General features: G+C 40.8%; 12 protein-coding genes and 1 tRNA gene. 3 read left to right on the top strand and 10 right to left on the bottom strand.

Annotation, left to right across the window (positions count from 1 at the left end; all coding sequences use genetic code 11):
- Positions 1-6 precede the first annotated feature (6 nt).
- The 5 genes from gpmI to RCP16_RS18055 form a co-directional block, all read right to left on the bottom strand.
- Positions 7-1,551 carry a 2,3-bisphosphoglycerate-independent phosphoglycerate mutase gene (gpmI, locus tag RCP16_RS18035; RefSeq protein WP_069325814.1) on the bottom strand — a complete coding sequence of 515 codons (1,545 nt, stop codon included), beginning with the start codon at positions 1,549-1,551 and terminating at the stop codon, positions 7-9.
- Positions 1,552-2,304, bottom strand: a complete 753-nt coding sequence (gene tpiA, locus RCP16_RS18040; RefSeq protein WP_069325815.1) for a triose-phosphate isomerase — start codon at positions 2,302-2,304, stop codon at positions 1,552-1,554.
- A gap of 104 nt (positions 2,305-2,408) precedes the next feature.
- Positions 2,409-3,590: a phosphoglycerate kinase gene (locus RCP16_RS18045; RefSeq protein ID WP_069325816.1), complete on the bottom strand. Its 1,182-nt coding sequence runs from the start codon at positions 3,588-3,590 to the stop codon at positions 2,409-2,411.
- A gap of 134 nt (positions 3,591-3,724) precedes the next feature.
- On the bottom strand, positions 3,725-4,729 hold the full coding sequence (gap, locus tag RCP16_RS18050; RefSeq protein WP_069325817.1) for a type I glyceraldehyde-3-phosphate dehydrogenase: 1,005 nt from the start codon (positions 4,727-4,729) through the stop codon (positions 3,725-3,727).
- 131 nt (positions 4,730-4,860) lie between these two features.
- A complete protein-coding gene (locus tag RCP16_RS18055; RefSeq protein ID WP_069325818.1) occupies positions 4,861-5,892 on the bottom strand; it encodes a sugar-binding transcriptional regulator in 1,032 nt (343 codons plus the stop codon).
- 252 nt (positions 5,893-6,144) lie between these two features.
- Here RCP16_RS18055 and RCP16_RS18060 point away from each other — a divergent pair.
- Together RCP16_RS18060 and clpP are read left to right on the top strand one after the other, a co-directional pair.
- Positions 6,145-6,219, top strand: a tRNA-Arg gene (locus RCP16_RS18060).
- A 355-nt stretch (positions 6,220-6,574) separates the two neighbouring features.
- Complete coding sequence (clpP, locus tag RCP16_RS18065; RefSeq protein WP_069325819.1) at positions 6,575-7,171, top strand: ATP-dependent Clp endopeptidase proteolytic subunit ClpP; 597 nt, start codon at positions 6,575-6,577, stop codon at positions 7,169-7,171.
- Between the two features lie 79 nt (positions 7,172-7,250).
- Here clpP and RCP16_RS18070 read toward each other — a convergent pair whose 3' ends face one another.
- Both RCP16_RS18070 and RCP16_RS18075 read right to left on the bottom strand, forming a co-directional pair.
- Positions 7,251-8,411, bottom strand: coding sequence for a stalk domain-containing protein (locus RCP16_RS18070; protein ID WP_308640993.1), 1,161 nt, complete (start codon positions 8,409-8,411; stop codon positions 7,251-7,253).
- Positions 8,412-8,766: 355 nt separating this feature from the next.
- A complete protein-coding gene (locus RCP16_RS18075) occupies positions 8,767-9,531 on the bottom strand; it encodes an SIMPL domain-containing protein (protein ID WP_069325821.1) in 765 nt (254 codons plus the stop codon).
- Between the two features lie 292 nt (positions 9,532-9,823).
- On the opposite strand from RCP16_RS18075, the gene RCP16_RS18080 reads away from it, so the two are divergent.
- Positions 9,824-10,285: a stalk domain-containing protein gene (locus RCP16_RS18080; protein WP_069325822.1), complete on the top strand. Its 462-nt coding sequence runs from the start codon at positions 9,824-9,826 to the stop codon at positions 10,283-10,285.
- Between the two features lie 70 nt (positions 10,286-10,355).
- Here the strand turns inward: RCP16_RS18080 and RCP16_RS18085 are convergent, their stop codons facing one another.
- From RCP16_RS18085 to mgfK, 3 genes are all read right to left on the bottom strand, one after another.
- The gene (locus RCP16_RS18085; RefSeq protein ID WP_069325823.1) at positions 10,356-10,625 is read right to left on the bottom strand and encodes an HPr family phosphocarrier protein; all 270 of its coding nucleotides are present in this window, start codon (positions 10,623-10,625) and stop codon (positions 10,356-10,358) included.
- A 148-nt stretch (positions 10,626-10,773) separates the two neighbouring features.
- On the bottom strand, positions 10,774-11,712 hold the full coding sequence (gene whiA, locus RCP16_RS18090) for a DNA-binding protein WhiA (RefSeq protein WP_069325824.1): 939 nt from the start codon (positions 11,710-11,712) through the stop codon (positions 10,774-10,776).
- Positions 11,713-11,717: 5 nt separating this feature from the next.
- A complete protein-coding gene (gene mgfK / locus RCP16_RS18095; RefSeq protein WP_069325825.1) occupies positions 11,718-12,710 on the bottom strand; it encodes a gluconeogenesis morphogenetic factor MgfK in 993 nt (330 codons plus the stop codon).
- Positions 12,711-12,716: the final 6 nt, after the last annotated feature.

The following is a 12,716-nucleotide window of genomic DNA, read 5'->3' on the forward strand; positions in this document are numbered from 1 at the left end:
GAGCAATTACTTACGGCTGTTGACAATAGATGTACCTGTCATTTCTTCCGGTTTAGGTAATTGTGCAAAATCAAGAATGGTTGGTGCGATATCACCTAAAATACCACCTTCACGCAAAGTAACATTTTTATCTGTGACGATAAATGGTACAGGGTTCGTTGTATGTGCCGTCTGCGGACGACCCAATTCGTCGATCTCTGTCTCAGCGTTACCATGGTCAGCAGTAATTAGAGCTACGCCACCTTTAGCTAGAATCGCATCTACGACTCTACCTACACACTCATCTGTTGTTTCTACCGCTCTGATTGTAGGCTCTAGCTTACCAGAGTGACCTACCATATCAGGATTAGCAAAGTTCAAAATGATAACATCTTGACGCTCTGCTTCAATCTCAGCGATACAAGCATCTGCTACTTCACGCGCACTCATTTCCGGTTGTAGATCATACGTAGCGACTTTAGGAGAGTTAATCAAGATACGAGTCTCGCCTTCTAGTTCTACATCACGACCGCCACTGAAAAAGAAAGTAACGTGAGGATATTTTTCAGTCTCAGCAATACGCAATTGTTTTTTGCCATGCTGTACTAAAACTTCACCAAGTGTATTATTTAGATTCTTCGGTCCATAAGCTACCGTTCCACTTACTGTATTGCTGTATGTGGTTAAGCATACATAGTACAGGTTTTTAGGTTGTGCATGTCCACGATCGAATCCTTCAAATGCTTCTTGAGTAAAGGCTTGAGATAACTGAATAGCACGGTCAGGACGGAAGTTCAAGAAGATCACTGAATCGCCATCACTTACTGTACCGACTGGTTTTTCTTCGCTATCGACAATAACAGATGGTTCAACGAATTCGTCAAATACTGAATTTTGATAAGAAGAAGAAATAACGTTTTCTGGATCTTTGAATGCCGGACCTTCGCCGAAAGCGATAGCACGGTAAGCTTTTTCCACACGTTCCCAGCGTTTGTCACGATCCATTGCGTAATAGCGACCTTGAACCGTAGCAATTTTACCTACGCCAACTTCTGCTATTTGAGCAACCAATCGTTCCATATAACGTTTACCGCTATCTGGTGATACGTCGCGTCCATCCAAGAATACATGAATCAGTACATCATGGAAATCTTCGCGTTTAGCCATATCCAGTGTAGCGAATAAATGATCGATATGACTATGTACACCGCCATCGGATAACAGGGTGAACACATGCAATTTTTTACCGTTTGTTTTTGCATTTGTAAATGCGCCAACCAACGCTTCATTTTGGAAAAAGTCTCCGTCACGAATCGACTTGGAAATACGAGTCAAATCTTGATATACAATGCGACCTGCACCAATATTCAAGTGACCGACTTCCGAGTTACCCATTTGTCCTTCAGGCAGACCCACAGCTTCACCGCAAGCCGTCAAAGTTGTATGTGGGTATTCGCTTAGATATCTATCATAATTGGGTTTTTTCGCTTGAGCAACACCGTTGCCTTCTACTTCTGCGCGTAGACCGAATCCATCCATAATGATTAATGCTACTGGTTTGGGTGCTGACATTTACTTCGCCCCCTCAACGAGCTGAATGTAAGAATCAGGTTGCAAGCTTGCGCCGCCGACAAGTGCGCCATCGATATCGCTTTGTCCCATATACTCCTTAACATTCTCAGGTTTCACGCTACCGCCGTATTGAATACGAACTGCGTTAGCCACTTCTTCGTTGTATAGACCTTTAACCAATTCACGAATATAAGCGATAACTTCATTCGCATCTTGGGATGTAGAAGATTTGCCTGTTCCGATTGCCCAGATTGGCTCATAAGCGATAACAGTTTCTTTCGCTTGCTCTGCGCTCAATCCTACAAAAGCACCTTCTGTTTGTACTTTGCATACTTCTTTAGTTTGATTAGCTTCACGTTCTTCAAGCTTTTCACCTACACATACGATAGGAGTCAAACCATGACGGAAAGCAGCATGTACTTTTTTATTAACGATTTCGTCTGTTTCAGCAAAATATTGACGACGCTCAGAGTGACCGATGATTACATAGTCCACACCAAGATCTTTCAACATTACGCCACTGATTTCGCCAGTGTAAGCGCCATTGTCTTCAAAATGAAGATTTTGTGCACCGATTTTGATCGAAGTTCCTTTTACTGCTTCAACCAAAGCAGGAAGATTAGTGAAAGGAGCGCAAATTACGCTTTCTACGCCATCTACTTCTGCTTTGCCTTTGATATCTTCAATAAACGCTTTTGCTTCAGGAACGGTTTTGAACATCTTCCAGTTCCCAGCAATAATTGGTGTTCTCACTGCGATATCACTCCTTCTGTTTGCATAACTACAGTATTCTAACCTAAGCCATACTGAAGTGCTTTGTATGACCCAAAGCACCCAAATCTATATCTATTTTAAACTTATTTATCGTTCAATGCCACAACGCCTGGAAGAGCTTTACCTTCCATAAACTCTAGGGAAGCACCGCCACCTGTAGAGATATGGTCCATTTTGTCAGCTAAGCCGAATTTCTCTGCTGCTGCTGCGGAATCACCGCCACCAATGATTGTGTAAGCTTCAGTTGTTGCACAAGCTTCTGCGACTGCTTTTGTACCACCAGAGAAAGGTGCGATTTCAAATACGCCCATTGGTCCGTTCCATACAACCAATTTAGAGTTTTTGATAACATCAGCATAAATTTCACGAGTTTTAGGACCGATGTCTACGCCTTCCCAAGCTGCTGGGATTTTGTCGATTGTTACGATATCTGTGTTTGCATCTGCACTGAAATCGTCAGAAACAACGATATCTACTGGAAGGTACAATTTTTTACCTAATTTTTTTGCTTTTTCTACGAATCCAAGTACAACATCCAATTTGCTTTCGTCTAGAAGAGATTGTCCTACTTCATGACCTTGAGCTTTGAAGAATGTGTAAGTCAATCCACCACCAATAATGATGTTGTCTGCAAGATTGATTAGGTTATCGATTACATCGATTTTATCTTTTACTTTAGATCCACCTACGATTGCTGTGAAAGGACGCTCAGGGCTAGTCAAAGCTTTACCCAATACATCTAATTCTTTCTCCATCAAAAGACCAGATACTGCTGGCAAGTGGTGTGCAATACCTTCTGTTGAAGCATGCGCACGGTGAGCTGCACCAAATGCGTCATTGACGAATAGATCAGCCAATTCTGCAAAAGATTTAGCTAAGTCTGCATCATTTTTCTCTTCGCCAGGGTAGAAACGTACGTTTTCAAGAACCAAAACGTCACCGTTTTTCAATTCAGCGATTTGTGATTTTACAGCATCGCCAATCGCTTCGTCAGCTTTAGCAACCGGTTGACCTAGCAATTCAGATAGACGCGTTGCTTGTGGAGTTAAGCGTAATGATTCAACCACTTCACCGTTAGGGCGACCCATATGACTTGCAAGTACAACTTTTGCACCTTTTTCAACAAGGTATTGAATAGTAGGTAATGTCTCACGGATCCGTTTGTCATCTGTGATTTTACCGTCTTCCATAGGTACGTTGAAATCTACACGTACAAATACCACTTTACCTGTTACTTCTATATCGCGAACACTTTTCTTATTCATTATATTGTTCCTCCATGCCCTGAATTTTGATTAACGAGCAATTTAAAACAGATATTCATTTAGAAAAAGCGGAAACACAAGAAACCTGTTTCCGCTTTATGGAATTAATATTTATTTCAGTTCACGAATGATTCTTACGCTTTGTTAGCGAAGTACTCAAGAGTACGAACCAATTGTGCTGTGTAGGACATTTCGTTATCGTACCAAGCTACAGTTTTAACCAATTGGTGGTCACCAACAGTTAGAACGCGAGTTTGAGTAGCATCGAATAGGGAACCGAAAGTCATACCTTTGATATCAGAAGAAACGATTTCGTCTTCAGTGTAACCATAAGTTTCAGCATCAGAAGCAGCTTTCATAGCAGCGTTAACTTCATCAACAGTAACTTTTTTCTCCAAAATAGTTACCAATTCAGTAAGGGAACCAGTTGCTACAGGAACACGTTGTGCTGCACCATCCAATTTACCTTTCAATTCAGGGATAACTAGACCGATTGCTTTAGCAGCACCAGTTGTGTTAGGAATGATGTTTTCAGCAGCTGCACGAGCACGACGGAAGTCACCTTTAGCATGTGGAGCATCCAAAGTGTTTTGGTCGCCAGTGTAAGCATGAATTGTAGTCATCAAGCCTTCTACTACTCCGAATTGATCTTGCAATGTTTTAGCCATTGGAGCAAGACAGTTCGTTGTGCAAGAAGCACCAGAAATTACAGTTTCAGTACCATCAAGAATTTCATGGTTTACGTTATAAACGATTGTTTTCATTTCGCCAGTAGCTGGAGCAGAGATAACAACTTTTTTAGCACCAGCTGTTAAATGTTTCTCAGCTGATTCTTTAGTTGTGAAGAATCCAGTACATTCAAGAACGATATCCACACCAAGATCTCCCCAAGGAAGTTCTTCTGGGTTACGGTTAGCTAGAACTTTTACTTCTTTTCCGTTTACTTTGAAGAATCCGTCATGAACTTCAACTTCGCCGTCAAATTTACCTTGAGTTGTATCATATTTCAACAAGTGAGCCAACATTTTAGCGTCAGTCAAATCGTTAATTGCTACCACTTCAATACCTGCTACATTTTGAATACGACGGAAAGCCAAGCGTCCGATACGTCCGAAACCATTAATACCAACTTTAACCATGAGTTAATTCCTCCTAGAGATAGTGTATTTAATTTATTTCAAGACACACCCGTTAAAGGCATGTCAAGACAACATTATAGAGTAAAACTTGTGTGCCGTACCGCTAGACGTTCGAAAATGAAGCAAAAGGACTAGTCTAGTTCTTTCACAATTTCTCTAGCGGCGGCTTCGTCAATGACCAGAATATCTTCCTGACCGAATTTGAGTACAGCATGAATCGATTTGGCCTTGCTACGGCCTCCAGCAATACCGATAACCACTTCCGCTTTGGAAATATCATCGAGCTGAAGTCCCATCGTCAACATCTGGTGCACCGTCTCACCCTGTTCATTAAAATAATGACCGAATGATTCAGCAACAGCTCCAGCGGCATGAATTTCTTCCGCTGCCTCGGGTTCAAGTCTACGGCGACGCACCATCTCCATCGCATCTCCGATTCCGTGCATAATGATACGTGCTTTACGAATCAGACCCACAATTTCACGGATATTCTGATCCTGATAAAGCAATTCGTAAGCATCTTCACGTAACAAATCGGGAATATGCAATAACCGATACTGTGCGCCTACACGCTTTGCCATAGTGGAAGCAATCGAATTCGCCTGAAATTCCATACTCTCTCCAAGTCCGCCTCTTGCCGGTACAAACCAGGCATTCTTGAGAGGTGCCGGTATGGATGGACTGAGTTGCTCGGCGACTTCAGCTAATGTAAAGCCTCCTGTTACAGCAACGACATCGTCCTCACGGATTACACTGAGCAGCGCTTTGGCTCCTGCTCGTCCAAGCTCTTGCTTAGCCATAATAGATATGTCACTATCACCAGGAACGACAATGACTTGTCTCAGCTTATAGAAAGTGCGAATACGTTCTTCCAGATTGGATAATCCAAGCAGTTCCTGAATAATAGGCTCAAGTTCATCAAGCAATTGCTTGCCTGCTTCACTAACCTTCATTCCCGTACTTTCAATCTCAAGCAATCCTTGCGATTTGAGAAGATCGGTCTCTGCACGTAAGACGCGTTCAGTCATATTAAGCGATGTGGCGAGTGATCTTCTTCCAACCAGCCCTACCATCATAACCTGATGCAGAATCGTATATCTTTTTTTGAGTACTTCGGTGAGATCGGGCAGAAGCTGCTTTTGTATTTCTAATATTTTTCGCATGCATTCCACTCCTGCAACTTATCTCGCTCAGTGTCCATTATATCCGTTATTCAATAAATTGGACTTAAAACGTCCCGGCGTAACTTTTTAAGTCCCACGTCTATCTTAACCAATTTTCCATGCAGAAGCAAGTTTTTCATGCAACTATTCTGTGAGAGGTTGATGTTATCGTTTTTCTTGATTATGGTATGAATCGTCAACTTGCTTTTTATAGGTAGATATCCTATAATCAATCGTACTGCTGTTTTACATGCGCCCGTGGTCCAATGGATATGACGTAGGCCTCCGAAGCCTGAGATCCAAGTTCGATTCTTGGCGGGCGCGCCATTTAATTAAGTTATAATGCAGTGTTGTTTTTATGATCAATACGATTATGTACGTACTTACTATGTTCTATCCTATCGTAGAAGTATTTGCGCAACATTAAGTGAATTACCTATAAACGCAGAATACCCTTCAACCAGCCGATGCTGGTTATTTTTATACCCAAAATTAGGTTGCTCTCTTCTTCATTAACCTATTTTGCAGAAGTTCCTTCACTTTTGGTCAGGATAGTTTGACTTTCTTTGACTTTTGGTTTGAATTATCCTATAATGTGGTAAGAACAATGAGTATCTTCTAATACAATATTTGATCTATAATTATTCTATTGATGATGTACAACTTTGAAGGAGGGTTTCTAGTGAGTTATATTCCAATGGTCGTTGAACAAAGCAGTCGTGGGGAACGTGCCTATGACATTTACTCTCGTCTGTTAAAAGACCGCATTATTTTTCTCGGTTCTGAAGTCAATGATGTTGTAGCCAATGCGATTATCGCACAATTGCTGTTTCTGGAAGCCGAAGACCCGGAGAAAGACATCCACCTATATGTTAACAGTCCAGGCGGTTCGATCACTGCGGGAATGGCTATTTACGATACAATGCAATTTATCAAAGCTGATGTATCTACCATCTGTGTAGGTATGGCGGCAAGTATGGGCGCATTTTTACTTAACGCTGGTGCTAAAGGTAAACGTTTTGCATTGCCTAACAGCGAGATTATGATTCACCAACCACTTGGTGGAGCACAAGGACAAGCAACAGATATCGAAATCCGTGCTCGTCGTATTCTTAAAATGCGTGATAAATTGAATAAAATTCTAGCAGAACGTACAGGTCAACCGTTGGAACGTATCGAAAAAGATACAGACCGCGATTACTTTATGACTGCTGCTGAAGCAAAAGATTACGGTATCGTTGATAAAGTGATTGAAAATACACCTCCACAAGGGGTATAATTTTACTCCAGCATGCTGGAACAACACGCAAAAAAGCCTCCGGGGTATAAACCGGAGGCTTTTTTGTATACTTTTTTATTTAAGCTTTGTATGCATCAAGTGGATTCACGCCTGATGGCAACACTTGTTTGAAAGTAATCGGGAATTCTGGCATACCTGCTGCATAAGGTGCGATATCATATTGTTGGAAAAACAGAGTGATTCCGCTATCTGTTAAATAGTATCCTTGATTAGCAGCAATTCCTTTAAAACTATCTTTAAAGTAAAGATCTCCATTTTTTTTCATTTGAGCATTGATAATTTTGTCGATATCTTTACGATAATTGCTATTGGATTTGAGCAAGTCGCCTAATTGAATTTGCTTGCCATCTTTTAATGAGAATGTCATGCCTGTTTGTATAGAACTACCATGCGCACCACCAAGATATTCATAATCAGTCACTAGGATACTTAGTACACCATTACGATTGTACGTTATTTTATAACCGCTATCGATTTCATAAGTGATAACTGAATCTTTAGGAGGTGCACCAAATTCTTTAGCTTGTTTTTGTACTTTTTCTAAATACGTTTGAGCGTGTGCTGCAAAAGCTTTATTAATCGCTGCTTCAGCTTCTGCATTGTCTAGACCGGATACCACTGGATATTTAATATTGGTCTCTGTATAATTATTCGTTTTGGTTGGTTTTAGAGTGGTTGTTGTTACTTCAATATTGTTTAAGCCCTCTTTGGTTATATTTACAGTACGTGTAGCACCATTCCATACCGCACGATATCCCAATTGATCTGTCACGGCTTTGATTGCTACATAAGAAGTACCGTTGACTATTTTGGCATCATAACTATCCCCAATGGTACTACCATCCAATGTCACAAATACACCGTCATCTGAACCTGATCCTAGAGCAAAAGATGCTTTGTGTTTATCTTTTGTCACTGTTACTGTTTTCTCTTTCGCATTGAAAGTGACTGTAGCACCGATTGCTTTGGCTGTAGCTTTCAAAGGAAGCAATGAGCTACCATTCGCACTTACAATCCCTGTAGTTGCAATTGCTTTGCCTTCCACTTGTACATGAATAGCTGACTTCGCAGTAGAAGCTTTGGTTGTTGCAGCTTGCACCGTAGAAGAAGTACCTGGCAGAACCGCTACTGTTCCCACCGTTGCCAATGTGGTTGCTAACAAAAATGCAGATATTTTTTTCAAATGTGTTTTAGATGTATTATTTTGAGTTGTTTTCATAAATCATCTCTCCCTTATCATATGTATCATGTTATATTTAGTTTAACCTTTATCATTATACTTTGAACAACCATAGATAGATTTACAAATAACTAAATATCAATTTACAACATAGTCACGATTGCGATAGTAAAAGTAATGAAACTGTAAGACATTTTGCACTCAATTGGTTAAATATAGAAAAAACGCTTACCCTGATCGCATACACATTGAACAGGATAAACGTTTCTAATTTGAGGATAGTTCTACTTTAGTAAACTTCTACTATACTGAAACGATACGTGGATTTGCACGTATAATTAGTTACAAATCTGATTATTTTGTCAAAATCAGATTCAATTGTGGCTCCATACTATTAATTCATAGAGTACTGCACATTAAGTGTAGCATTTAATTCGATTGTACCTGGTTCGATAGCTGTACTCGCAGCAGCAGAATCTTCTGTTGCTTTAGCACTTTGTCTCTCCATATAGACTACAGGTGGTGCACTCACTCCTGGATCACTAACAGACAATAGGCTTCCTAGTGAAAGGTTAGCTGCTTTGGCAATCGATTGTGCTCTTGCTTTGGCATTAGCCATCGCTTTAGCAATAACTTGCTCTTGGTAGGTATCTTCATTTTCGATACCAAAACTCACAGATCCAACATTATTCGCTCCTGATTTAGCAGCAGCATCCAACAACGAACCTAGTTTGTCCAGATCACGGTAAGTCACTTGTACACTATGATATGCCGTATACCCTGTAACTTTTTGCTGGTCTTTACCGTTATAGTCATAGTTGGGTTGTACATAGAATTGAACACTCTCAATATCCGCAGCTGGAATCTTCCAGTCTCCTTTGAGTAAAGTATTCAACTTCGCCATTTTCTCAGCATTAGCCGATTGCGCTTTGGCTGCTGTTGTAGACGTTGTTTGTACTCCGATCGCTAGGTATGAAATATCGGGTTTGACGGTTAATTTACCTGTACCGCTTACGTTAATCACGCCTGTTGCTGTTGCAGGAGCAACTGTCTCAGCAGCATACATCGTCTGACTAGGCAGTGCTATAAGTGTTCCCATTCCTGTTAATAGTGTACCTGCGATCATCAATGAAGCTAAGGATTTACTTGTTTTCTTCATGCTACTCACTCCTTAAAGGTTATACCTACTAAACGATAAGGCGTGAATAAAAGTTGCATCGTTCATGATTTAACGCTCTGTTTGAAGAAGAATGATCGTTTATTTTGCTGAAGAATAACAAGAATAGAGAGAAGATATTGTCTATTTCACACAACAAGTTACACATTGTTCAAGTTCATCGTGACAAGTTAGATTATTTTTTTTATAATCTCATATAATCCCACCATTATGGACTTTAGAGCTATAATGAGTACACGAGATCGGGAACAATAAGAATGAGGGGAGAGTCACCATGTTAAAAAATAAATGTCTATGGGGTTCCATTCTGCTTATGATGGGTATTCTAATCTTTAATACAACAGCTGTTCAAGCTGCCACTCCAGCCAAGCCGCGTGAAGTGAAGTTAGAATGGAATGGAACCCGTCTTCCACAAAATGGACTTTTAATCGGCGGAAATACCATGATTCCAGTAGTCATGTTGCGTGACTCTATTGGAATGACGTTGCGATACGAATCCGGTGTCAAAACATATACATTATTGCAAAATGATGATCAGCTCGATATGATCATGAGCGGTTCTGGCGTTACTATGCGTCTGAACAATCATCAGTGGAACGGACCTGATGCGGAGGTTGTCAACGGACGTATGTATATTCCATTTGCTGTATTGCGAGATGGCTTTGGTTACCAGAGCTCCTGGAATGCTTTTCAGTTGAAATTGAATTTTGCCAAAAAAGGGATCTTCCTGAGTTAAACGAATATCTCTATACAAAAAACCGCCACAGAAATCTGTGACGGCACGCCCTCCATATCGTATGGGGGGCTTATTGGTTTTCTAATTCTTCTTTGCTTACTAGACTGACTAAAGCGTTTACAGCAGATTCTGAATCTGCGCCTTCTGCACTAATGTATACTTCAGTGCCCGAACTGATCGCAAGGCTCATAATGCCCATGATACTTTTAGCATTCACTTTTTTATCATCTTTTTCAACAAAAATCTCTGAAGAATATTTATTCGCTTCCTGTACAAACAATGCTGCAGGTCTTGCGTGTAATCCCGTTTTCAATCGAACAACAACCGGGTGTTTTGTCATGAGATCGTTACCCCCTATAATACATATTCATTACATCTATTGAGCATACCTAAGTAGCTCACAGTGTTTAATACCATGTTCATAACACTATACCATTATAGCACGCACCGTACTAGAAAAAAATAAAGCTTACGTGAGATTATTTTATTCAAGCATAGTGCTCATTACGCATTTTTTCAGCCATCTCATCTAATTTACGTAGCCGATGATTGACTCCTGACTTGCTGACTCCACCTTTGAGCATTTCACCGACTTCTTTGAGGTTGATATCAGGATTTGCTAAACGGACTTCTGCCACTTCACGTAATTTATCAGGCAATTGTTCCAGTCCAATACGGCGTTGGATAAATTTGATGTTATCAATCTGACGAACCGCTGCACCGATCGTTTTATTCAAGTTAGCAGTCTCGCAATTGACGATACGATTCACAGAATTACGCATATCTCGCATAATACGGACATCTTCGAATTTGAATAGCGCTTGATGCGCTCCGATAATACTCAAAAATTCAATAATTTTTTCGCCTTCTTTGATATATAAAATAAATCCTTTTTTTCGCTCAATACAGCGAGCATTCAATTCGAATTCATTCGCAAGATCAACGAGCGCCTGACACTGTTCTTCATACATCGAAGCAATCTCCAAGTGATACGATGATCCCTCAGGATTATTGACCGATCCGCCTGCCATAAAAGCACCCCGTAAATAAGCACGTTTACAGCAGTTTTTGCGTACCATTTCGGTATTGATTCCCGGTGTGAACATAAATCCTTCAGAAACAATTTTGAGCGTCGTCAAAATGCTCTGTACACCCATAGGAATACGAACAATATAGACATTATTTTTTTTGAGACGCATTTTTTTGCGCACTAATAATTCGGTATGCACAGCAAAATGCTTTTTGATCAGGGAATAGATCCGTCTTGCGATAGCGGCATTTTCAGTGGAGATATCCAGAATGACTTTTTTGTTGGAAATCTGCACTGAACCATTCATCCGTATAAGCGCAGACAGTTCTGCATGTTCACAACAGTCATCAGCCTCTACCATCGTTAATTCTTTTTTCGTCTGCGCCGCAAATGACAATGGACTCACCCTTTCGATAACATAGATTTTTTAACTTGCTCATAAATATGATGACTTAACTTATCCGCATCATGACGAAGATACGTACCATAAAGTACCAACTTATCCGCGATCACTTTATAACCCAGCGATTCCACTGTTTCTAGATCCAGAATCACTGGCTTGGCTCCTTGTTCGGCATAGCGCTTTTGCATTTTTAAAGGAATCGGATCGTTGTTCACAATCACATAATCAAATAATCGATGACCGACATGCTCATAGATCGCATTCAAATGATCACTCACCGTGTAGTGGTCTGTTTCTCCTGGCTGTGTCATCACATTGCAAATGAATAGCTTGAGGGCTTTGGAATTTAACATCGCTTCTGCAAGCTTATGCACGAGCAAATTGGGCAACAGACTGGTATACAGACTACCAGGTCCGATCAGAATCGCATCTGCCTGTTCGATCGCAAGTACCGCATCAGGCAAAGGTTCTACATGATCAGGTTCCAGAAAAATACGTTTGATTTTTTTACCGGCTTCGGGAATCTTAGACTCCCCAGTGACGATAGAGCCATCCTCCATCTCGGCGTGTAAAATAACAGCCTGTTCTGCTGCTGGAAGCACTTGTCCTCGCACAGCAAATACACGACTCAATTCTCGAACAGCAGTCACGAAATCACCCGATATGTCTGTCATTGCTGCCAGAATCAGGTTACCTAAGCTATGACCTGCAAGTCCTTCGCCTTTTTGAAAACGATATTTGAGCATGTCTGATAAAAGAGGTTCTACATCTGCTAAAGCGGTAAGTACATTACGAATATCACCGGGTGGCGGCATTTTTAGCTCATCTCGCAGAATCCCTGAACTTCCGCCATCGTCTGCAACAGTGACGATAGCGGTAATATCAAGGGGCTTTTCTTTGAGACCTCTAAGCATAACCGACAACCCTGTGCCACCACCCATAACCACGATTCGAGGACGAACCACAGGTAAAGTGGGTTGTGAAATAGACATATCTTT

Source organism: Paenibacillus nuruki (assembly GCF_963311185.1).
Classification (GTDB): Bacteria; Bacillota; Bacilli; order Paenibacillales; family Paenibacillaceae; genus Saccharibacillus; species Saccharibacillus nuruki.

What these genes read in the sequence shown, in the direction of transcription:
- RCP16_RS18080 (WP_069325822.1), top strand. Translation starts at nt 9,824, where the DNA reads ATGTTAAAAAATAAATGTCTATGGGGTTCCATTCTGCTTATGATGGGT.
- RCP16_RS18055 (WP_069325818.1), bottom strand. Translation starts at nt 5,892, where the DNA reads ATGCGAAAAATATTAGAAATACAAAAGCAGCTTCTGCCCGATCTCACC.
- gpmI (WP_069325814.1), bottom strand. Translation starts at nt 1,551, where the DNA reads ATGTCAGCACCCAAACCAGTAGCATTAATCATTATGGATGGATTCGGT.
- mgfK (WP_069325825.1), bottom strand. Translation starts at nt 12,710, where the DNA reads ATGTCTATTTCACAACCCACTTTACCTGTGGTTCGTCCTCGAATCGTG.
- RCP16_RS18045 (WP_069325816.1), bottom strand. Translation starts at nt 3,590, where the DNA reads ATGAATAAGAAAAGTGTTCGCGATATAGAAGTAACAGGTAAAGTGGTA.
- RCP16_RS18075 (WP_069325821.1), bottom strand. Translation starts at nt 9,531, where the DNA reads ATGAAGAAAACAAGTAAATCCTTAGCTTCATTGATGATCGCAGGTACA.
- RCP16_RS18085 (WP_069325823.1), bottom strand. Translation starts at nt 10,625, where the DNA reads ATGACAAAACACCCGGTTGTTGTTCGATTGAAAACGGGATTACACGCA.
- RCP16_RS18070 (WP_308640993.1), bottom strand. Translation starts at nt 8,411, where the DNA reads ATGAAAACAACTCAAAATAATACATCTAAAACACATTTGAAAAAAATA.
- gap (WP_069325817.1), bottom strand. Translation starts at nt 4,729, where the DNA reads ATGGTTAAAGTTGGTATTAATGGTTTCGGACGTATCGGACGCTTGGCT.